The organism is Enterobacter sp. UPMP701, assembly GCF_053709515.1.
Genome location: NZ_JBSKJN010000002.1, coordinates 529,442 through 550,307, shown reverse-complemented (window position 1 = coordinate 550,307; position 20,866 = coordinate 529,442). Strand labels below are relative to the sequence as shown.

General features: G+C 50.6%; 28 protein-coding genes. 13 read left to right on the top strand and 15 right to left on the bottom strand.

Annotated features, from left to right (window positions below):
• Positions 1-277: 277 nt before the first annotated feature.
• The 9 genes from ACWKXT_RS08170 to ACWKXT_RS08130 are packed head-to-tail and all read left to right on the top strand — an operon-like array spanning position 278 to position 6,625.
• Entirely contained in the window at positions 278-1,093 is an 816-nt protein-coding gene (locus ACWKXT_RS08170) for a hypothetical protein (protein ID WP_454532145.1), read from the top strand.
• Complete coding sequence (locus tag ACWKXT_RS08165) at positions 1,090-1,395, top strand: phage baseplate plug family protein (protein ID WP_454532144.1); 306 nt, start codon at positions 1,090-1,092, stop codon at positions 1,393-1,395. The genes ACWKXT_RS08170 and ACWKXT_RS08165 overlap by 4 nt, the downstream gene beginning before the upstream one ends.
• A complete protein-coding gene (locus tag ACWKXT_RS08160) occupies positions 1,379-2,248 on the top strand; it encodes a hypothetical protein (RefSeq protein ID WP_454532143.1) in 870 nt (289 codons plus the stop codon). The genes ACWKXT_RS08165 and ACWKXT_RS08160 overlap by 17 nt, the downstream gene beginning before the upstream one ends.
• The gene (locus ACWKXT_RS08155; RefSeq protein ID WP_454532142.1) at positions 2,241-2,951 is read left to right on the top strand and encodes a phage baseplate protein; all 711 of its coding nucleotides are present in this window, start codon (positions 2,241-2,243) and stop codon (positions 2,949-2,951) included. Before ACWKXT_RS08160 ends, ACWKXT_RS08155 begins: the two co-directional genes overlap by 8 nt.
• A complete protein-coding gene (locus ACWKXT_RS08150; protein WP_454532141.1) occupies positions 2,948-3,307 on the top strand; it encodes a hypothetical protein in 360 nt (119 codons plus the stop codon). Before ACWKXT_RS08155 ends, ACWKXT_RS08150 begins: the two co-directional genes overlap by 4 nt.
• On the top strand, positions 3,304-4,533 hold the full coding sequence (locus ACWKXT_RS08145) for a baseplate J/gp47 family protein (protein ID WP_454532140.1): 1,230 nt from the start codon (positions 3,304-3,306) through the stop codon (positions 4,531-4,533). The genes ACWKXT_RS08150 and ACWKXT_RS08145 overlap by 4 nt, the downstream gene beginning before the upstream one ends.
• Before the next feature lie 15 nt (positions 4,534-4,548).
• On the top strand, positions 4,549-5,187 hold the full coding sequence (locus ACWKXT_RS08140; RefSeq protein ID WP_454532139.1) for a DUF2612 domain-containing protein: 639 nt from the start codon (positions 4,549-4,551) through the stop codon (positions 5,185-5,187).
• Between the two features lie 2 nt (positions 5,188-5,189).
• Complete coding sequence (locus ACWKXT_RS08135; RefSeq protein WP_454532138.1) at positions 5,190-6,224, top strand: glycine-rich domain-containing protein; 1,035 nt, start codon at positions 5,190-5,192, stop codon at positions 6,222-6,224.
• The gene (locus tag ACWKXT_RS08130) at positions 6,224-6,625 is read left to right on the top strand and encodes a tail fiber assembly protein (protein ID WP_454532137.1); all 402 of its coding nucleotides are present in this window, start codon (positions 6,224-6,226) and stop codon (positions 6,623-6,625) included. Before ACWKXT_RS08135 ends, ACWKXT_RS08130 begins: the two co-directional genes overlap by 1 nt.
• A 38-nt stretch (positions 6,626-6,663) precedes the next feature.
• Here ACWKXT_RS08130 and ACWKXT_RS08125 read toward each other — a convergent pair whose 3' ends face one another.
• On the bottom strand, positions 6,664-7,764 hold the full coding sequence (locus ACWKXT_RS08125) for an acyltransferase family protein (RefSeq protein ID WP_454532136.1): 1,101 nt from the start codon (positions 7,762-7,764) through the stop codon (positions 6,664-6,666).
• A 254-nt stretch (positions 7,765-8,018) separates the two neighbouring features.
• Positions 8,019-8,297, bottom strand: coding sequence for an Arc family DNA-binding protein (locus tag ACWKXT_RS08120; protein WP_454532135.1), 279 nt, complete (start codon positions 8,295-8,297; stop codon positions 8,019-8,021).
• A gap of 117 nt (positions 8,298-8,414) precedes the next feature.
• Here ACWKXT_RS08120 and ACWKXT_RS08115 point away from each other — a divergent pair, with 117 nt between their 5' ends.
• The 4 genes from ACWKXT_RS08115 to ACWKXT_RS08100 all read left to right on the top strand — a co-directional run bounded on the left by ACWKXT_RS08115 (position 8,415) and on the right by ACWKXT_RS08100 (position 11,534).
• On the top strand, positions 8,415-8,576 hold the full coding sequence (locus tag ACWKXT_RS08115; RefSeq protein WP_093955103.1) for an Arc family DNA-binding protein: 162 nt from the start codon (positions 8,415-8,417) through the stop codon (positions 8,574-8,576).
• A gap of 70 nt (positions 8,577-8,646) precedes the next feature.
• Positions 8,647-9,534, top strand: a complete 888-nt coding sequence (locus ACWKXT_RS08110) for a KilA-N domain-containing protein (protein WP_454532215.1) — start codon at positions 8,647-8,649, stop codon at positions 9,532-9,534.
• 119 nt (positions 9,535-9,653) lie between these two features.
• Positions 9,654-10,040, top strand: a complete 387-nt coding sequence (locus ACWKXT_RS08105) for a HumD family translesion DNA polymerase (RefSeq protein WP_454532134.1) — start codon at positions 9,654-9,656, stop codon at positions 10,038-10,040.
• A 321-nt stretch (positions 10,041-10,361) separates the two neighbouring features.
• Positions 10,362-11,534: a tyrosine-type recombinase/integrase gene (locus tag ACWKXT_RS08100; protein ID WP_454532133.1), complete on the top strand. Its 1,173-nt coding sequence runs from the start codon at positions 10,362-10,364 to the stop codon at positions 11,532-11,534.
• Here ACWKXT_RS08100 and ACWKXT_RS08095 read toward each other — a convergent pair.
• The 13 genes from ACWKXT_RS08095 to ACWKXT_RS08035 all read right to left on the bottom strand — a co-directional run bounded on the left by ACWKXT_RS08095 (position 11,531) and on the right by ACWKXT_RS08035 (position 20,854).
• The gene (locus ACWKXT_RS08095; RefSeq protein ID WP_000189281.1) at positions 11,531-11,719 is read right to left on the bottom strand and encodes a helix-turn-helix transcriptional regulator; all 189 of its coding nucleotides are present in this window, start codon (positions 11,717-11,719) and stop codon (positions 11,531-11,533) included. The genes ACWKXT_RS08100 and ACWKXT_RS08095 overlap by 4 nt on opposite strands.
• Positions 11,716-13,116 (bottom strand): SNF2-related protein, encoded by a 1,401-nt coding sequence (locus ACWKXT_RS08090; protein WP_454532132.1) that lies wholly within the window; start codon positions 13,114-13,116, stop codon positions 11,716-11,718. The genes ACWKXT_RS08095 and ACWKXT_RS08090 overlap by 4 nt, the downstream gene beginning before the upstream one ends.
• Entirely contained in the window at positions 13,103-13,585 is a 483-nt protein-coding gene (locus ACWKXT_RS08085; RefSeq protein WP_454532214.1) for a class I SAM-dependent methyltransferase, read from the bottom strand. The genes ACWKXT_RS08090 and ACWKXT_RS08085 overlap by 14 nt, the downstream gene beginning before the upstream one ends.
• A gap of 20 nt (positions 13,586-13,605) precedes the next feature.
• Positions 13,606-13,875, bottom strand: coding sequence for a PDDEXK family nuclease (locus tag ACWKXT_RS08080; RefSeq protein ID WP_281766951.1), 270 nt, complete (start codon positions 13,873-13,875; stop codon positions 13,606-13,608).
• 9 nt (positions 13,876-13,884) lie between these two features.
• Positions 13,885-14,619, bottom strand: a complete 735-nt coding sequence (locus tag ACWKXT_RS08075; RefSeq protein WP_454532131.1) for a DNA cytosine methyltransferase — start codon at positions 14,617-14,619, stop codon at positions 13,885-13,887.
• On the bottom strand, positions 14,616-14,828 hold the full coding sequence (locus ACWKXT_RS08070; protein ID WP_454532130.1) for an ANR family transcriptional regulator: 213 nt from the start codon (positions 14,826-14,828) through the stop codon (positions 14,616-14,618). The genes ACWKXT_RS08075 and ACWKXT_RS08070 overlap by 4 nt, the downstream gene beginning before the upstream one ends.
• 219 nt (positions 14,829-15,047) lie before the next feature.
• Positions 15,048-15,260 carry a hypothetical protein gene (locus ACWKXT_RS08065; RefSeq protein WP_130056321.1) on the bottom strand — a complete coding sequence of 71 codons (213 nt, stop codon included), beginning with the start codon at positions 15,258-15,260 and terminating at the stop codon, positions 15,048-15,050.
• A 5-nt stretch (positions 15,261-15,265) separates the two neighbouring features.
• Positions 15,266-17,332: a DNA polymerase gene (locus tag ACWKXT_RS08060; RefSeq protein WP_454532129.1), complete on the bottom strand. Its 2,067-nt coding sequence runs from the start codon at positions 17,330-17,332 to the stop codon at positions 15,266-15,268.
• 77 nt (positions 17,333-17,409) lie between these two features.
• Positions 17,410-17,958: a DUF2815 family protein gene (locus ACWKXT_RS08055; protein ID WP_032621494.1), complete on the bottom strand. Its 549-nt coding sequence runs from the start codon at positions 17,956-17,958 to the stop codon at positions 17,410-17,412.
• Positions 17,959-17,972: 14 nt separating this feature from the next.
• A complete protein-coding gene (locus ACWKXT_RS08050) occupies positions 17,973-19,274 on the bottom strand; it encodes a DUF2800 domain-containing protein (RefSeq protein ID WP_454532128.1) in 1,302 nt (433 codons plus the stop codon).
• Positions 19,267-19,785, bottom strand: a complete 519-nt coding sequence (locus ACWKXT_RS08045; RefSeq protein WP_454532127.1) for an NUMOD4 domain-containing protein — start codon at positions 19,783-19,785, stop codon at positions 19,267-19,269. Before ACWKXT_RS08045 ends, ACWKXT_RS08050 begins: the two co-directional genes overlap by 8 nt.
• A gap of 2 nt (positions 19,786-19,787) precedes the next feature.
• Positions 19,788-20,708 (bottom strand): hypothetical protein, encoded by a 921-nt coding sequence (locus ACWKXT_RS08040; RefSeq protein ID WP_454532126.1) that lies wholly within the window; start codon positions 20,706-20,708, stop codon positions 19,788-19,790.
• Complete coding sequence (locus ACWKXT_RS08035) at positions 20,705-20,854, bottom strand: hypothetical protein (RefSeq protein ID WP_169811558.1); 150 nt, start codon at positions 20,852-20,854, stop codon at positions 20,705-20,707. The genes ACWKXT_RS08040 and ACWKXT_RS08035 overlap by 4 nt, the downstream gene beginning before the upstream one ends.
• Positions 20,855-20,866 lie beyond the last annotated feature (12 nt).

The following is a 20,866-nucleotide window of genomic DNA, read 5'->3' as shown; positions in this document are numbered from 1 at the left end:
ATTTATTTCATGAACAGCGTGATTTTTGCGCAGTAGAATGGGGCATGGAGGTAAGACTATGAGAAGCAATTTGCTTTATCTGTTTATCTACGCGCTGACATTTACGATCGTCGCTCAGCCTGTAGACAAGTTAATGACAATAAGTCCAGGCTATGCGCTGCTGTTGCTAACTCTGTGGGTCGCCGTATCGTCAGGCGTTGTTCACATAATTCAATTCTGGCCCACCAAAGTACGCTAATAACCCGCTTCGGCGGGTTTTTTATTGCCTGGAGAAACGATGAGCATCATCGACCTCAATACCGCAGACATATTTAATGCGATCGGCGGTGGTTCTCCACTGTCTATTATCGACAGCGTCCTACACCCTCAATATGTCATCAGAAATAGCACCACAGGAGCTGTAGCGCTTGAGTTTAGCGGCATGGCATCAATTCAGCCAAGTGGCAGAGCTCAGATAACGAATGCACCGGTTGAAGGTGGCAAATACCAGTCCATCAACAAAGTGAAAGAGCCGTCTGTTGTCAGGTGCGAAATCATCGTTACCGGGCTGACTGGTTTCTCGGGCGGCATTCCAAACATCTTCGACCTGACGTTTACAAGCCAGAGCAGCGTACTTGAAACCATCAAAACAATGCTGTCTACGGCCAACACATACGACATCGAGACGCCGAAAGAAACGCTTGAGAGCTATGACCTGGTTGACCACTCATACGAGGTTAATTCACAGCGAGGCGTGAGCATGCTGACCATCTACCTGTACTTTCAGGAGGTCATGCAGCAGATGGAAGTCGTTCTGTCCGGTGCTCAGGCTGAAGCAAAACCGACAAACGACACAGTTAGCCAGGGCGTTACTGGTATGGGCGCATCAACGAAAGACGCTGGCTCTACTCCATCCACTGTCGACGAGCTGGGAAAATCCTGGTCATCACTGAAAACATCAGTTTCAGGTATAGCCACAACAGCGTCAAACGCCATCTCAACAAGCTTCCAGAGCGCACTTGATACCGTTTCGAAGCCGATACTTGACGTGACTAACAGCGCCACTCAGAAAGCAGCTGAGCTTGCGAGAGAAATTAACGAGAACATCACATGAGAACAATTCCACTTGAGCCGCAGAAGTCACAGTCTGTCTCTGTGGATTTGGCAGGGCAGAGATGCGTAATACGGCTGATTCAGCGTGAAAGCTTCATTTACATGGACCTCACAGTTAACGGCAACCCAATTATGCAGGGCGTGCCTTGCCTGTACGGAAACAAAATGGTTCGGTATTCCTATCTCGGGTTTCAGGGAGAACTGGTTTTCCTAGACAACGTCGGGCAGTTAGACCCGTCTTATGATGAGCTGGGTGGCAGGTTCATTCTTTACTACATAGAGGAGAATGAACTTGTACATTAAGCGATCTCTTCGATTTGAATTTATGAATGAGACCTCATCGTTCGACGACGCGGGGAACAATCAAATCTCTATCAGCGAAGCTAGGGCGACGGTATTTCTCCAGTCATCAGGAAACCTCTTCGGAACGCAGGTAAACGTAAGCATATTCGGGCTTGGCCTTGAGATGCTGGCTGCGCTGTCCTCAAAAGCAATGGGCTTGTTCGGCACTGATACTGAACGTATCAGCATGAAGATTTTCGTTGAGAACACTGCGATATTTGCCGGGTACATGACGTCTTCTATCGCCAACATGAACACCATGCCGAATACCGCACTGATGATTACGGCAACGGCCAACGCTGACCTGCAGAACAAAACCGCATCACCTTTTTCATTCAACGGCTCAACTCAGGTTACAAGCGTTATTAACGCTATATGCAAAGCTGCCGGGTACACGCCTTACATCGTGGGTTTAGACGGCAAGGTAATTTCAAACCCACACTATGAAGGTAGTGTGTTTGACCAGCTGAGAGCCGTCTGCGACGACCTGAACATAGCTATGTCAGTATTTCCACCATCGATATCATTCTGGCCGCAGGAAAGCACAAAGGACGATGTGAAACCCCTCATCTCTCCTGAGTACGGGCTAATTGGATATCCGGTCTTCTCAAATGGCGGCGTGATGTTCCAGACGCAGTTCTCAACGCTTCTGACAACAGGACGAGACATAGAGCTGCAGACAACTCTCCCTCACGCTAGCGGCGTTTATAAGCTCACAAGCGTAACGCATGAGCTGTCTTCGTGGATGGAAGACGGGCCCTGGCATTCGGTATGCATTGCTAACAGAAAATTAGAAGAGGCGACCAGTGGCTGATTATTTATTTACGCCAACTAGTGCACAAACTAGTGATGCGGAAAACCTCTCATACGTCTTCAAAAAGCTCCTTTCAGGGGCTTTTTTTATTGAGCTTGTTGAGGTGACGGCGATTCGCGGTACTGCTCCAAATCTGATTGTGGATGTTATTCCACTGGTAACCAGGACTGACCCGTCAGGCGCTACCATCCAGAACTCGGAAATCTTCAATGTGCCGGTGTTCAGACTTCAGCGCGGCGCTAGTGCAGTCATCATGAATCCTGTGGCCGGTGATATCGGCATGATCGCCATCTGCGACCGTGATAACTCAATAGCACGGGCCAACCGCAAGCAATCTGTTCCTGGAAGCAAAAGGACACACAGCAAATCTGATGCGCTTTATCTCGGCGGATTCCTTAACAACCAGCCATCACAGTTCATTGAGTTTGCAGACGGTGCGATCAACATCACTACGCCAAACCTGGTAAACATAACCTGTTCGTCAGCGAACATCACGGCGCCTGATGGCGTCAATGTCACCACGCCGACAATGCACGTTACCGGAAGCATCACCGCTGGCGGAGACATCACCGACAACAACGGTACGCAAAGCGCATCACTCAAAACCCTGCGTGACAAATATGACCAGCATAAGCACCAAGTGCAGAACGTTCAGAGTGGTAGCTCTACCATCACATCAACCTCCACGGATAAACCAGCATGACCTACAGAACAATGCAATTAGACGTGTCGACATGGGATTTAACGCTGGATGGCAGCGGAAGTATTGCGATCGCTGACGAATCATATTCCGTTGCTCAGGATGTTGCCAGCGCATGCCTTGTGTTCTCTAGTGAGTGCTATTACGACACCACGCTTGGGATTCCGTGGAAAACAGACGTACTTGGTAAGCGTCCGACGCCTAGTTTTATCCAGCAGAAACTGCAATCAGAAGCACTCAAACTGCCGATTGTTGACCAGGCTCTGGCGAATGTTTTCTTCGATAAAAACACCCGCAGTATGCGCGGAACTATCCGTGTGACCGACATCAATGGAAACACAGCGCAGGCCACACTATGACGACACTAAATACTGCAGTACCTGATGTAACCATTACAGAAAACGGCCTGTCAGTGCCTGATGTAGCTGATATTCTTTCTGGCCGCCTGACAGATATGACTGCTGCACTTGGTGGAGGAGCAAGCCAATCTCTTAGCTCCCCTCAGGGTCAAATCGCACAATCAGACACAGAAATCATTGCCCAGGAATATGACAAGCTGCTCTGCCTGTTTAACCAGGTTAACCCTGATTATGCCACCGGTCGATTCCAGGATGGCATCGGGCGAATCTATTTTATGGATCGCATTTCTGCTCAGGGGACAGTAACTACGGGAACTTGTATCGGACGGGCGGGAACAGTAATTGCAGCAGGAAGCACTGCCATCACTACAGATGGCTACATCTATCAGGCCATAGATAATATAACAATTCCTGCAGGTGGTTCAGTTGATGGTGCGTTCGTAAACACTACCACCGGACCTATTCCTTGCGCAGCTGGCTCGCTAAACCAAATCTATCGTGCGGTTCCTGGATGGGATGCGATCACAAACGCAAACCCAGGAGTAGTAGGCGTTGATGTGGAGTCCAGGATTGCTTTTGAAACCCGCAGACAGCAATCAGTTGCAAGGAATAGCCGTAACCAGGATGCATCTGTTTTATCTGCCTTGCTAGCAACAAATGGTGTACTTGACGCTTATGTCTGGTCAAACCGAACCGCAGCAACCGTGAATCAGGGTGCAACAAACTACCCTGTACTTGCTCATTCCATTTTCATATCGGTGTATGGCGGCACAGATGCTGATGTTGCTCAGGCTATATTCAGCACATACAACCCCGGCGCAAACCTGAACGGAACAACGCATTACACCGTTTACGATAATGTTAACTATCTTCCTCCATATCCTTCATACGATATGCAATGGTTGAAGGCCTCACCAACCAGGGTTTACTTCAAAGTTCAGATTGATAGCTCATTAAACCCGCCTAGTGATATCACCACTGAGGTGAAAAACATGATTATTTCTGTATTCAATGGTGGGTACGAAGGAATTGGCAAAGCAAGAATTGGATCAACTATAAATGCCGGTAAATACTATGCTCCGGTGATATCCATAAGCCCGGATACAGTCGGAGTGTTATTGCTACAGGTGTCATTGAATGGAACAACATACTCACCTTCTGTAACAATGGGGATTGACCAAGTTCCGACAATTCAAGCATCAGATATCACAGTCACTCTGGTTTAAAGTGGGAGGCATTATATGTGGAAGGACACAATCCTCACACAATATTCATCCAGCCAAAAACTGTTATCTATCATTGATACGTTTAATCAAGCAATCAGTCTTGACGATTTTACGGATGAGTTTATCAAAAAGGTGTGGGATTTAACTACATGTGAAACCTATGGTTTAGATGTGTGGGGAAAGATTGTAGGTGTTAGCCGATATGTAAACGCACCAATTACTAGCACATCATTTGGATTCGGGGAGGCAAACGATGCCAATCCAGATTACCCAACACCATTTGATGAGGCACCTTTTTTTGGTGGAGTACAAGAGACAACAAATGTCAGACTTGAAGATGATGCTTACAGAACTTTAATACTGTGCAAAGCATTTACTAACATTAGTATTGCAACAATTCCTGAAATAAACAGATTCCTCAAGATGCTTTTTTATCAACGAGGAAGGGCATACTGCGTAAACTATAGAGATATGACTATGGGGATTACGTTTGAATTCGAGTTAGCCCCTTATGAAGAGTCAATTTTGACAAACTATGAAGTAACGCCAGTACCCAGCGGGGTGCTGATAAACATCAGGCAAATTATATCTCCTTATTTCGGTTTTTCTTCAGATGCCTATCCATTTAATGATGGAATTTTCTACAGAGATTAATTATGAACCGTACAGATTCACCATCTAAGCAACCAAAGCCGTTTGGTATTAATGGCCCAAGAGAACCCATTCTGGCGACGACGCCAGCCGGAGATAACACGGCATCTTATGATGTGGGCTTCCCTCCAATCACAATGACGCTAAAGTCTGCAGGAGGCCTTCCGCCCAAAGGACAGGATGTAAATCAGATACTTTTTGAGCTTTCTTCGCTTTGTCGGTGGAATAGTGCTGGAGCGTTAAACACATTTGATTCTGCATTTTCTACTTCGATTGGAGGGTATCCTTCAGGATCATTGGTATTGAGTAACAATGGGAAAGTCATTTATGTAAATAAAGTAGATGCCAATACTACAGATCCTAACTCAGGAGGTGCTGGTTGGGTAGATCTTCTTGGTTTTATGGGTGGGCCTGGTCTGTATTCAAACGTTGTTACTTTTGGCACATCTGGAACATACACCTGGCCTGCAGATGTGAAATTTATTGAAGTGATTGTTACAGGAGCAGGTGGCGGTGGTGGTGGATGTAATGCAACGACGACAAGTGATACTTACTTTGGGGCTGGCGGAGGTGGCGGGGGAACTGCATTTGGTTTGATTCGTGCTACTGATTCCGGTGCCGGTCCAGGTACTTATACGGTAACCGTTGGATTGGGCGGGACTGGTGGGAGTGGAGCTGCTCCAGGAAGCGATGGTGGGGATAGTGTGTTTATGTCCCTTATCGGTGGCGGCGGTAAAGGAGCAAAAAGACCGACAGTGGATAATACATCGGGTGGCACTGGTGGGTCTGCATCAGGCGGCTATCAGAGAGCTTTCGGAGCATTTGGGCAAGATGGACAATCTACAACCCGGTCAATTTCAGGTAATGGCGGCGGTAGCTTTTGGGGAGGGGGTGGCATTTCCTCAAATCTTGCTGCTCCTATCGCGCGTGGAAGCATAGGTGATGGCGGCGGTGGTGCATACGACATGCTTTTCCGTGGCGTCAGCGGGAGCGGGGCAAATGGCGGAAACGGGGTCGTTGTTATTAAGGAGTACCGTTAATGAATAACAATTATGCTGTGATTGTAAACGGCTTTGTCGCCAATATTGTTGTTTGGGATGGTCAAAGTAACTGGAAACCTTCAGAAGGTGAAGTTGTTCCACTTTCAGATAAGGCTGGCATCGGATGGTCATATTCAGATGGAAAATTTACCCCTCCGCCTGAGCCAGAGAAAACACACGACGAACTTGTTGAAGAAGCTATCGCTAAAAAGAACTCGCTTATAATGAGTGCCAATGAGTTCATGAACGGCAAGCAGTGGCCTGGCAAGGCGGCTATCGGAAGGCTGAAGGGGGACGAACTCGCGCAATACAACCTTTGGCTTGACTACCTTAACGAATTAGAGGCCATTGATACATCAACCGCGCCGGACATTGCATGGCCGAATCAACCAGGGAAATAAATACTCACAGGGGGGGGGCACCCCCCCCCCTGTGTTTTTCATTTGAATCTTTTTCCAAAATTGATAGACCATTTCTCAACAGTGAAGTGAACTATCGTAGAAAGAAGCAGCACCACAACAAAAGCAATTGCAAATGACAATGAAAATTGCATCCCTTTATCAAAAAGAATCCTTAATATTGAATACCCTATAATGGAGTGTATGGCATAAAATGGATAGCTTATGCCAGATAAAAATGACAGCACTTTGTTTTGTTTAAATAAATTTCTTGTAAAATAACAAGCGCTGAAAATTACTAATGTGTAAGTGTAATTTACAGGGGTTTTAAGGAATTGATCTTCAAACGGGCTGTAATACCATGATGTCAACATTATGGCGAATATGATCAATATATGACTTACTAGTTTCTTTGTGCCAATGCGACCATCAATATGGAAATGAAAGAGAGTCCCTATAAACATGTAGAGTATGAATAACATCGACATTTTCAAACCATCGATGGACAAATTAACATCATAAATGTGATAAATCTTAGTTGTGTTAGATACTAGCGAAATGAATAAACCAAATGTCAACGCCATTATAATAATGAAGGAGCAACTACCAGAAATGACGTTCTTTCTGAAAATGGCAACCACAACATAGAAAAATACTTCAATTGCTAGCGTCCAGTTTACTCCATCCATTGTTAACTGATTAAAATATGGATGTGTAAGTGTCAGGTTCGATAAGATGTTCCACAAAGAAAACCCTGCGTCGCTCTGCCAGTAATATTTGCTAGTGAAATATAAAAAACAAATCGACATCAGCAGGCATGTGATGTATGTAGGGTAAATTCTTGCAAGCCGAGAAATCAAAAAACCTTTGGTTGATTTGCTGCGAAGCGAAAATGGAATTACAAAACCACTTATTAAAAAGAATATAGCTACGCCTATATTCCCATAATCGAAATACGGAAGTGGTAACAATATCTTATTTAAATATTCCCATGTTGAAATTCCTGTGCTAGGAGCTTTCACGATGAAAGAAATTGTATCAGGGAATACCCAGAACACGCCAACCCAATGAGTAAGCAAGACAGATAAAAACGCCAAAACACGTAACTGATCTGCAAATATAATCTTACCGGATTGATTCACGTTTATTCCTCATTCACTCCGACCCCATGTTATATAAAAACGAAAAACCAAATCCACTGAATGTTAAAAAAACCACTTAAACACTTAACCACATGACCACGCTTGTGATTTATGTAATCACGGGAGTTTAGCACCTGCGAATCCAGTGATCACCACTTGATCAGTTTCAAAAGCTGTAATGCTGTATATACATACAGCTTGAAATGGAAGGCGTGGACTCAATCCCATAAATGAGCCCACTCAGGTGAGCTTTTCTATTCCTTGGGTACGAATTTGTATTTCTTAACCAGTTGAGTCACCACAGCTTCTTTGACGTTATCAACGAGCATTCTCATCTCATCTTTTGTCATGGGCATGTTGATATTGGTAGTATCTACACCTTCCTTCCTCTCGTGGTATGAAACCCACGCCTCAATAGCCATAACGATCTCCGCATTCATGGATCTGCCATTAGCTTTGGCTATCTCTGAAATCTTCTCTTTTAGTTCTGCTGGCATCCTTACGCCATAAGGTGCGATGTCTCTTACTTTCATAATCAAAACCCGTGAAGTCATATCTATACACAATGTAATCATAATGGCGTTGACAATCTATGCTCACGATGTATGATCTGTGTAGTGACTACACGATGAAGAGAAAGTGAGGCGTTAATGGAAAGGGTAAGAGATATCGCTCCAACAGGAATTCGGTTTCCGGATCATCTTAAGGAGTTGTTGAAAGTAGTAGCAAAGGGAGAGGGTCGTTCTCTTAACAATGAGGTCATTAAGCGTATTGAAAGGAGTCTAAAGGAAGATGGATTTATCAAAGCATAAAAACAGAGAAGCCCCAATGGCTGCAACCATCGAGGCTCCTAATTTGTCAGTGTCTACCAAGGAACTAACAATGAATAGTTTAGCTAAATCTACCGTGAATTGCACCAACAGCATCGTCATTTCTGACATCAAAATTCACATGGATGCAGAAGGCCGTTACTCGCTCAATGACCTGCACAAAGCGTCTGGCAAAGAGCATAGGCATTTGCCTAACTACTGGATGGACTTGCAGCAAACCAAAGAATTAATTGAGGAAATTCTAAATACCGGAAATCCGGTATTTAAACCTACCATCTCAAAGAAAGGACGTTACGGTGGCACCTACGTCTGCAAAGAGCTGGTTTACTCATACGCTATGTGGATCAGTGCAGCTTTCGCACTGAAGGTTATCCGCGCGTATGACGCTCTGGTAACCGGCAATGCAAATGAAGCTCTTCGCATTGCTAAAACAACAGTGAGCGAGAGAACGCCATTGCGTGATGCTGTTAACATGCTCGTCGGCAAGAAAGGACTGCGTTATGACGACGCATACAATATGGTCCATCAGCGCTTCGGCATTGACAGCATTGATGAGCTTTCAGTAGACCAGATCCCACAGGCGGTCGAGTATATTCATCGCGTAGCACTTGATGGTGAATATATTCAGCGTGAAGATAAGCATGCAAACGCCCTTTCAGCAAAAGAGCTAAATTCTCTTGTTTGGCTGTGGGATTATGCAAACAGAACGCAAGCAGTGTTTAAGGCACTTTATCCAGCCATGAAAATGCTTGAGTCAGGATTTTCTGGTCGTTGCTTTGATTATGGTCATGACTTCTCTTACACGATAAATGCAGCCCGTGATGTGCTGTTATCCCATGCGCAAAATATTGATGTTACCGCACCAGATGGACCAACGAACCTTTCCGCCTGGCTGCGATTGAAGAATCAAGAGCTACCTCCATCACTCTACCCTCGCTAAAAATAATATTCAGCACAGCAAACACATAGCCCACTTCGGTGGGTTTTTCGCTTCTTGCGTATTGATCGATAGCACCGATCAATAATACTGTATATGCATACAGATAATTGGAGGTGGTTATGGGATTCCCGAGTCCAGCACAAGACTATGTTGAGCAACGCATATCACTAGACCAGCGCATCATAACCAGGCCAGCGGCTACGTACTTCATGCGTGCCGGTGCGACACATTACCGTGAAGGAATCCTCAGTGGTGCCTTGCTGGTCGTTGATGCATCTTTAAGGCCGTGTGACGGTTCATTGCTGGTTTGCAGAATGGAAAGTGAGCTGAGGATAAAGCGATATCGCAATCATCCAAAGCCCCACCTTGAGGATTTGCAGACGGGCAAGCGCGAAGAGATACCTGTGTACGATGATGGAACTAGCCCGGATGCGATATTTGGTGTTATCACATACATCATCAACGATGCGCGTTCTGGTGAGTTTGATGATTGTCCGGTGATGTGAGACAGAAATGGGACACACAAAGCTTTGCATCGGTTTGCAAGGCTTTGCATGTTTTTCGAAGATGGGGCGTGTGAGCGCAGTGTTGGCAGGGTATGTTATTGAGTTAAAAGGTAGTTCTTATAATTCGTAATGCGAAGGTCGTAGGTTCGACTCCTATTATCGGCACCATCATTTCATCCAGTACCATCCCCAATCGTCCATTTTTCCTTGTTTTTCGCGGTGTTGACTGTTTTGTTTGTCCGCCGTTATCCACCTTTTACCGTTGCAATCCAAATTTAAAACGGGTACATAAACGGGTATCTGAGTTTGAGGCGGGTACCTATGAAACTAAACGCACGACAGGTCGAGACGGCAAAGCCTGCCGAAAAAGACTACAAGCTGCCAGACGGTAACGGGCTTATTCTGCTGGTGAAAACCAGTGGGGCAAAATACTGGCGCTATCGCTATACCTTCGCCGGTAAAGAAAAGATGCTGGCGCTCGGTGTGTACCCGGCTGTTTCGCTGGCGGCCGCTCGCGAAAAGCGAGACGAGGCCAGGCGGAACGTTGCAGCAGGTGTTGACCCGGTGAAGGTCAAAAGCCATGTTGCAGCTGCGGCAGCAAAGACGATCACGTTTAAAGAGATTGCCGCAGAATGGCACGAATTCAAGAAGCCGCGCTGGTCGCCTGGCTATGCCTCTGACATTCTCGAAGCGTTCAACAAAGATATTTTCCCTGCTGTGGGTAAGCTGCCGGTTGCTGAAATCGAACCGGTTCAGATGCTGGCGGCACTGCGCAAAATCGAAAACCGTGGCGCAACCGAGAAAGCAGCCAAAACGCGCCGGTGGTGCGGTGAAGTATTCAGCTATGCCGTTGCGACAGGGCGCGCGAAGTATAACCCCGTCAGCGAACTGAATAGCGCCATGACCGGGCATAAAGGTGAGTCCTTCCCGTTCCTGACGGCGGAAGAACTGCCTGATTTTCTCGCGGTGCTTGAGAGTTACAAGGGTAGCCCGCTACCCCGGCTGGGGTTGCAGATAATGATGCTGGCAGGGCTGCGTACTTACGAACTGCGGCATTCAAAATGGGAATGGGTAGATTTCGATAATCGGCTGTGGGAGATACCCGCCGAATTTATGAAGATGGACCGCCCGCACCTGGTACCGCTCTCTGATCAGCTTGTTGTCTTGCTGAAAGAGTTGCACGGTCTGACAGGTCGATACGTGAATATGTTCCCCGGTAGGAATGACCCGTCAAAGGTCATGAGCGAGAACACAATAAACAGGATGATCCACACGCTGGGATATAAGGGGAGGGTTGTAGGGCATGGCTTCCGGCATACATTCAGCACCATCCTGAACGATAAAGGATTCAACTCTGACTGGGTTGAACTCCAGATCGCTCACGTGGATAAGAACAATATACGCGGGGTTTACAACCATGCCCTGTATATGGAAGGGCGTCGGGAAATGATGCAGTGGTATGCGGATTATATTGACCAGCTGCGTTTGATTTAAAGAAACTGTTTTTTCCACTCTTCAACCTCGCCGCGTACCCAGCGGGAGGTTCGGCTCCCGAGCTTCTTGGGCTTCGGGAACTCGTTATTACTGATACGCTCATAAATGCTGGATTTTTTCAAACCAACAGAGCGCTCAACTTCTTTGATGTTTATCAGGTCAGTGTCAGAGATAACCGGTGTCATGCTATACCTCTCTTTTTCATGGCATCGAGCAGGATGTCCTGCACCGTTCGTTTTGAGTTGCGCCGCTCCATCACCATTTCGTCCATAGTGTCGGCGGCGATAATGTGGTGAATGAACACCGGACGGTTGTGTCCGGCCTGAATCTGCCGGGTGGGCCCGATGCGTTCGATAATTTGCTGGTACTGCTCCAGATCCCACCAGTGCGAGAAAAACACCAGTATGTTGCCGCCGTCCTGCATGTTCAGGCCGTGGCCTGCGCTGGCAGGGTGCGCGAACAGGACCGGTATCTTTCCGGCGTTCCAGTCGCGCAGCGTCTGTGGATCCTGGTCGAGGTGGCGACCGCGAGGGAATGCTTTAAGCAAACGCTCGAGGTCGTGTTTCCAGTGGTAGGCTACGAGTACCGGTGCGCCAGCTGCTTCGGTGAGAATACTGTCCAGCGCCTGCAGCTTCGCGTCGTGCAGTTCTGACCAGCTCCCGCCGTCGTCGGTGTACACCGCGCCGCTGGCGATTTGCAGACACTTCACCGTTTTTGCCGCGGCGTTCGGCGCTTCAATGCCTTCGCCGTTCAGCTCGAGGAACATTTCCTTTTCCATTTCGCGATACTGCTGGCGTGCCTTCGGCGGCATGTCCACGCGGATCACGTTATGGATGGGCTCTTTGATATCGAACCAGTCGGCGGCATCAAGGGAGATAGTCACGTCGGCCAGTGCACGCTGTATTTCGTCCTGCGAGTGTGCGAAAGGCTCCAGCTTCGTCCAGCTCTGCCCCGGAAACTGTATTGAGTTGAACCAGCGTGAGGTAAACGCGCCGTAGGTGCGCCCGAGGCGCTGCCCCTGGTCCACAAACCACGCCTGCCCCCACAAATCCACCAGGCCGTTAGGCGCTGGCGTACCGGTGAGATTCATCCAGCGCCGGACGTGCTTATGCGCCACCTTGCCCAGCGCTGCCGCACGCTTACCGCCACCGCGCAGCCGGAAGGATTTCAGCCGGGTGCTTTCGTCGGGAATGACGGTACCGAACGGCCAGCGGCCGCCCAGCTCTTCCAACAGCCAGACCAGATTGTCGTAGTTGATGGTAAACACGCTCGCGTTGCTGTTCGCCAGCGCCGCGGCGCGCGCTTTGGCGTTACCGACAATCGGTTGCACCTCGATATTGCGAAGATGCCCCCATTTCACAGCTTCATCCGGCCATGTGCTGGCGGCTACGCGCAGCGGTGCGAGGACCAGCGCGGGTTGAGTCTCCGCTCCCGCCATAAAGAGATCTTCCAGTGTGGTGAGCGTCGCTACGGTTTTACCCATGCCCATGCCCGCCCAGATGTTGCAGCGCAGGATGTCGATTTCATGGTTGATAATTAGATCTTGATAGGGGCGGGGGGTAAAAATTTTAGATGAGGTCATTTCCGTTCTGGTACCCCTCTGCGGCTTTTAAAAATACTATCCAGTGGGTTTTATCTGCCTTGCCAGTGCGTTGCCAGATAGTAGGTTGCTGGTCGGTTAATTCTATAATTTGTCGGACAGGGATCTGCGTAGCATTCCACTTGAAAATTAACGTGCCGCCGGGTGCCAGCACGCGAAATGCTTCTGCGAATCCTGCGCGAAGATCTTCACGCCAGTTCTCTTTATCCAATTGGCCATACTTTTTTCGCATCCAGCCGTTAGGACCGGCGCGGCGTAGATGAGGGGGGTCGTATATCACCTGTAAAAATTGACCGTCGGCAAATGGCAACTGTCTGAAATCGCCGAGTACGTCCGGGCGGATCTCCAACTTCCTGTTATCGCAAAGCACGTGCGACTCGCTACGGGCATCCAAATACACGGCGCGTGGGTCGCTTTTGTTAAACCAAAACATACGAGAACCGCAGCACATGTCGAGAATGGCCGGAAGATTCACAATATCCCCTCCAGATTTTTGCTATCCAACACGACCACGGTAAAGCCCAGCGCGCGCAGCCGTTCGTGCTCGCGCAGCTGGTCGGCGCGTGGCGGTTTGCCGGGTGCTTTACATTCAACGAAAACGAGACGGCCGCCGGGTAGCAGGACAATGCGATCCGGTACCGAGCGGCGACCGGGTGACACGAACTTAAAGGCGACCCCGCCAGCCTTTTTCACTTCGGCGACGAGGTGCTTTTCAATAAGGCTTTCACGTTCGTAGGTCATGCGGCATCCTCAATATACTTTGAGCATGGAGAATGCTGCCGCTGCCACTCGAGGAACTTGTCCATTGCCAAGGGCTTTAATTCTGTCCACCCGATGGGCCAACCCATGAACCACTCGACCCACTGAGGGTTCAGCTGTCCATCCTGGCGTGGCTCTGATCCATCCGGTAATGGACGCATTTTTATCGCGCTGGGCAGATCCGGAGTTCTGCGTAAGCGTTCGCTCGGACAATCGCCCCGGATCGTTGCCTTCGCTGTAGGCCACAATCCACATCCTGTCTCTTTCATGGGGCGCTCCGCAGTTCGATGCTGAAAGACGGAACCACTCGCTGCCATACCCCATTTCGGCAAGGTCACCGATGACCACTGCAAGACCTTTTCCTCTGAGTCGCGGAGAGTTTTCCACGCAGACGAATGCAGGTCGTACCTCACTGACGATTCTTGCCATTTCGGCCCACAGTCCGGAACGTCGTCCATTGATGCCGGCACCATGACCATTTGCGCTAATGTCTTGGCACGGAAAGCCGCCAGAAACGACATCAACAATTCCTCGCCACGGCTTTCCGTCAAAACTGCACACGTCAGACCAAATCGGGAAAGGTCGGAGAATTCCATCATTTTGTCGTTGCGCGAGAACTTGTGCGGCGTAGGCATCACGTTCAACTGCGCATACTGTTTTCCATCCGAGCAGGTGGCCGCCGAGTATTCCTCCGCCAGAGCCTGCGAAAAGAGCCAGCTCATTCACTCGATCTCCTTACGCTTTTCGCGCATGTTCTGCATCAGGCAAAAATCAGACCGGCGTTCGCTCCAGTCCTGATTGAGCTCGTTACGTGATTCGCGGTTGGCTTTGGACCAGACTTTCGCCGCCCGGTCATACTCGCCGGACTGCTCAAGGCGCAAAGCCTCCCGCGCAGTCCGGTAATAAAGCGGACTGTCCCGATATTTAAATGACATAGGGGTTACCTCATTTGATAACACCGACAACTTCACCGTTAGCGTAAACTACCGCTCCGTTAATTTTGCGGCGATGGCAACGTACAAGAACCGCTCCTTGGTTTCCCCAGTCTTGACCAAGGGACCTCCATGAAGGTTTTTTATTACCGCAACATTCCAGGATAGTGGATTTGTCAATGTCGAATTGCGCACGGCTATCCATGACCAAATACATGTACTTCATAGCGGATCACCGTCTGAAAATGCTTCGGCGTCGGGTTGTAACTGGACCATGTCGTCAATTGGCATTAGTTTCAGAGGGCCGCTATCGTTGAGTGCGCCGAGTGTTAACTTTGCGAACAAACGTTTTTGCGATGTGGTTAGTTCGACCTGTGATGTACGGCCGTTAACTAACACAATGATTGCGAAATTTTCTACGTTACCTTGTGCCATAGCGATTAGTCCTTACGGTAGTGGTACGCCTCAAAGCCGCCAGCGTTCAGCGGAATATCGGGCGCCCATTCGGGGTTAGTGGAGAGCAGCGCGGAGAGCGCTTTGTCGTTGAAATCGTCAGTGTCCGGCGCTTCGGTGATCACCTCGTCGTGTACCGTCAGCACAATGCTGTAACCGGCATCCTCGATCAGCGGCATGTTTCCGGCCAGAACGTCGCGGGCGGCCGCCTGAGTGACGTTTTCCACCAGCTTTCCGCCGTAGGTTTTGAGCCGCTGCCATTTGCGTGAGTAGGAGTTAACGCCCTGATAAGTGATATTCCCCTTCTCGATGGATGGGGATGGGTAGCAAAGCGCGCGCCCGGACGGCAGCTGGATGCGCAGCCATGCGCCATCGCGGCGGATTTTCAGATAACCGCAGTACAGCGTTTTTTGCGGTGTGGCTATTGCGGCGCGGACGGTGCGCTCGAGCTCGTACCAGAAATCGCAGGTCGCGGGATGCGCCCGGCGCCACAGGCGCTTGAGCGAGTCACAGGCGATGAATACGCGTTCTGACAGGCCGTAGGTAACCTTACGTTTAACCGATTCGTCGTACCAGCTTTTCGCCTCGCGGATGACATCGCGGGGGATGTTCGGCAGCGCGGCGTTCGCCAGCTCGTCTAGGTCGAGGCCGTAGACCAGGGCGAAGGTCAGGAACGCCGCAACGCCACCGCCAAAGCCGAGGCCCAGCTCCATCACCTTGCCGATTTGGCGCTGGTATTTATCAACATCGTCCGGCGAGATATTGAAGGCGCGGGCGTAGGCCAGTTTATACAGGTCCGGTCCGGTCCCCTCGTCATACTTCCGGAATGCGTCCAGCTTCCACTGCTCGCCGGCAAGCCAGGCCAGTTTTCGCCCCTCGATATTCGACAGGTCGCTAACCACCAGCTTTTTGCCTGCGGGGGCCATGATGCAGCCGCGCAGCGCCGAGCTGGTCAGCTCCATGATGTTATCGAACAGCAGATCGGCGCATCCGGCTTTCAGCGCCTCGATGCCCTCGTCTATCTGGTCCTGCTCAAGCGAAGGGCGGGGCAGGTTCTGGGGCTGGAACAACCGCCCGGCCCAGCGCCCGGTTCGCGATGCGCCGCAGAATTGCAGCGTGCCGCGCAGACGCCCGTCGCTGCTCACACCCTTCATTAGTGATTTGTACTTACTGGTGCTGGTGGTGCTGGCCTGCAGGCGGATAGCCAGCAGCTCTTTCACCGCCGACGGCAAATCAGGATCCGCCATACGGCGCTCCAGCGTGCTGCGCTGCATGTCCGGCAGCTCCACACCGTACGATTCAACAATGTGCTTAATCAGCGCATCGCGCTGCGTGGCCGCCTGCACTTCGCCGTCGGTCATCACCTGCGTGCGTTTCGCCAGGCGTTTTTGCTCTAGGTCTACCGCCTCGATCGCCGCCTGCGCCAGCTGCACATCCATGCAGACGCCACGGTCATTAATCCGCTGGTCGCGATGCCAGAGCGCCAGCTCTGTACCCTTATAATTCCACTTCGGCAGACGCTTATGTACTTCGCGCATGGCCTCAATATCCAGTCCGGCATACGCTAAAAAACGTCGCCATTCTTCCGGGTGGGTTTTGCTGGTGGCGCGGCGCAGTTTGCTGTTCTTCGGGCGTGGCTTACAAAACAGTTTGATCAGCGCCTTACCTTCTTTGTCCTTCGCCTTATCCTGCGGGACGCCCAGCACTTCGCAGAGCGCACCCAACGCGCCGGGGAGGCCGTGCGCCAGCGCCTGAACCATTGTGTCGCGCCAGCGTGTTACATCAGGGGCCAGCCGCGGTATTGCATGGCGCAGCGCCGTGCGGTCGAAGTGCGAATTGTGGAAATAAAGCAGGATGTCAGGGTCACGAAGTGCGACACGCAACGGCTCCGGTATTGGCTCACCAGCGGTTAAATCCCATACACGTACAGGTCCTTCATTGATAGCCCAGGCGAACAGCATAACCTCGACGCCTTCCGCATATGCGTGTGTGCCGTTCGTGATGGGGGTCTCGCAGTAGGTTTCCAGGTCGCCCCAGAGAATGGTTTCAGACATAGATATTCCTCGCGGGTGCTTTGCGAAAAGGAACGCTCTTTGCAAAGCACCCGGCGCGTGGCCGGGTGGGGGAAGGGTTAAACCAGATCGGAAGCGTCTGCGCCTTCGCTGATATCGTCGAAGTCGTCGGTAGTTGCCACACCGCCGCCGCTAAATGCATCGCCATCTTTGAAGAACTGGACGCCACCGAGAGAGAAGCCAATGCCTTTCCCTTTGTTGTCATATGCGTACACGGTCACCGTTGCGTTGACGAAGCAACCGGAATAAGGTCGGCCGTCAGCAGCAACTAGGGGAGAACGGTCGCGGTCAATGACCAAAGGTCTGGCTTTGTTTGATGCCGCTAAGAACATGTGGCCCTCAAAGCCTTCATACTCGGATTTAGTGTCACCGTCGCGGTAGCCGGCGCGGTTCGGGATATGCTTGATAGACTCCAGGATTTTCTCGTACTTATCGCCCCAGGCATCTTTTGCAACTTTACGAACAGCCGCCCAGATTTGTTTATCAAGTTCACTGTTTTTAGGGATCAGGAAGGTGTCACGGAATTTGAAGTTTCCGTCTCCTTCGAAGTCAGTGGCTTCAAACAGATTACAAAACGCATGACGTACGCCATTCAGTTTAATTTTCATGGGTATTTCCTTAATCAGATGAGGTCAGCGGCGAGCGCGTCGTCAGACACGTCGTCGAAATCGTTAACGGGGTTGATATTGAGCGCCGGGCGCGGGTCGGATTCGGGGGCGACGGTAGGCTTACCTTCAGCGCGGGTGATCAGCGCTTCGACTTTCGTCCAGCGGCGAGGGCTGGCCTTTTTGATGAGCTTCTCGGCTTTGGTCGGGCTAATCAGCTTAAGGTCGAAAACCTCCTCAGTTTTATAACGGAACTGGTCTTTCAGCAGCGCGCGGGCGGCTTCTTCATCGCTCCAGGCACGATTACCCTGTTTGCCGGTAACCAGCTTAAAGCCCGGTACCGGATGCCCGGCGTTCAGCTCACTGTTCACCCGGTCGCGCACAGCCTTTAGCCACGATTCAATAAAATCGGCCTGGCTGTATATCTCTGCCAGTTCCTCGATGGTCAGAAGCGGTACACGCGAGCTGGCATCAGCGATAATTTCACCGACCGGTTTCGTCAGGTCTTCGAAATCGCTGACAGCAGTTTGCATGTGCTGCATTTTCTGAGCAGTGCAGACGGCTTTTGCTTTGCAGAACCGGCACTGTTTTTCGCCGGGGGTGAAGTTTTCCAGCGGCAGGGTTTCGACCCCTTCGCAATCGGCGATGTTGAACATCACGATCACACTGGCTGCCGCTTCCTGCGCCCGTTCGCCGAACGCCTGGAGCTCTTCCACCGTCAGGGCCCACTCAGAAACGTGGTTAAGCCGCGGCTGGTGGATGAACAGGCGCACAGTCTCGAAGTCGTACAGCATGCTGACCTGCTCAAGCGCGCCCAGGGCATACAGCTGCAGCTGCTCGTTCTGCTCAGCATCGACGCGCACACCCTTACCGTATTTCAGGTCGTGGATCTGCAACTCGTTGCCCGCGATGATTACGCCGTCGGCGGTACCGAATGACTCTTCAACGCCCACGATATGAGAGAAGTCGACACGCTGCTCGACCAGCAGCTCATTGCCCTGCGACAGCGCCCAGACTGTGTCGACGTAACGGCCAACGGCTTCGACCATTTCCTCATCTACCTGCGGGCCGGAAGTATCATCTGGGTGCTCAGCAAGAGGATAAGAACCGAGAAACATTTCCACGTTGCAGCCCGCATAGCTCTCACAATATTTCTGGCGGTTGCGCAGAACCTTTTCGGCAAGCGCATGCGCTGCGGTCCCTTCTTCTGCGAATGAGGAACTTTTATCCGGTTGAGTGGCCTCCAGCGCCAGACTACCCGCACACCTTAGCCAGCGGTGTGCAGATGATGGTGATAATCGTGCATGAACATCAGGCATTCATGACCTCCTGAATGTGTTTTCGCCGCGTAGCCGCTGCGAGTTGTTTGGTAGGGAAATGACCGAGAGATTTGAATTTGCCGTTTACTCGTCCGTAGGCCTGCCACGGGTTTTTCTTACCTTCGCTGAACCGAACGCCAACCACTCCAGATTTATTCTTTCTGGTGTGAGAGTTAGCCCTGTTTTGTGAAAGAGAGGCCCAGCGAAGATTTACCACCCAGTTGTCATCGCGACGACCGTTAATGTGGTCAACTTCAGGGGCAGATCCGGGAATAAATGCTGCGGCAACGAGACGGTGTATTTTGACGGTTACCTTTTTACCCGCTTTCCATAAGTCGGTGATTAGATATCCGTCTGCGTCATAGCGTGGTTTTAGTGGCTTACCTTTAATGGGATAGGTGCAGCCAGAACCTTTGTTTAATACAGTTCTGTCGAGGCTTCTCAGGTTGCCAGCGTCTGAAATCTGGTAAATGCCTTCAAAGCCTGAAATATCCTTCCAGGCTTCTGGCATAATTAACCCTCCAGCGCTTTTTCAGCCTGAGCGATCACGTCTGCGAGGTTCTCGTCAGCAACTTCGCCGAGTTTTTTGGCACCCTGTTTTTCCAGAATCGCCACCGCTTCGGCACGGTAACCGCCTTTCGCCAGCTGAAGGATCATTCCTTCAGCCTGTTTACGCAGCGCCGCAAAATCGGTCTGCGCGCCTGCATTATCCCCTGCATCATCACCCGTTTCGGTACCGCCTTTTGCCGCGTTTTTACGCGCAAAATCTTCCTGCAGCTGGAGATATTCAACTTTGGTGATTTCGATATGGCCCTTTTTAAGCAGTTCGTTCAGCTTGCGTAAGGTGTGAAGCTCGCTGGCGGCGGAGCCATCGACATTCTTGCAGTAGAAGGGCCCGGTGCGTTCTTCATCCTTACCGCTGGTTTTCGGCTTCACTTCATGACGGCCGTCGGCTGGTGCGTCCAGTAAGCGCTCGGCAAAGTCACGGCGTGCCGCGATGGTTGGTAAATCGTCCCAGAAGCGCAGGATGTTACGTGACAGGTCAAGTAATGCTGGCTTGTTAAGATGGCCAGCGCGTTTAACACCCTGCAGGGCGCTGTCCAGCGCATCGATCTGCACAACGCGCTTATCGCCTTCTGCGTCGCGATAATCAACAACACGCTGGACCATTGTTTCGCTGAGTTCCTGCGCCTCCGGGTAGAATGCAGCCAGGGCGATAATGTCGCTGAACTCCAGATCGTCCAGCGTAACTTTGCGGATAACGGTATTTTCCGCTTTGGTTTCCGGTACCGTTTCGCGGTATTCCTGAACCTGCGCCACAGTGTCCGGGCGAAGAGCGACGCCAGAGGCCAGGGCAGTGATAAGGCGTTCAAGTAGGGCGTTATGCTGCGTCAGCAGTTGGTTGTTAAGTTCGAGACTGGTTTCTAAGCTCATACTGCGGTCCTCGCTACAAGGAGAATGAAGGTAATAGCCAGGCCGAACGCAGTAGCGAGGGCCAGACCGGTGATAATGTCGAAATGTTTGCGGCGATAATGGAGCACGTCGCGCCCCGTCAGCCGGTGGAGGTGTTCAGGTTTCATCGGTAGTGCTCC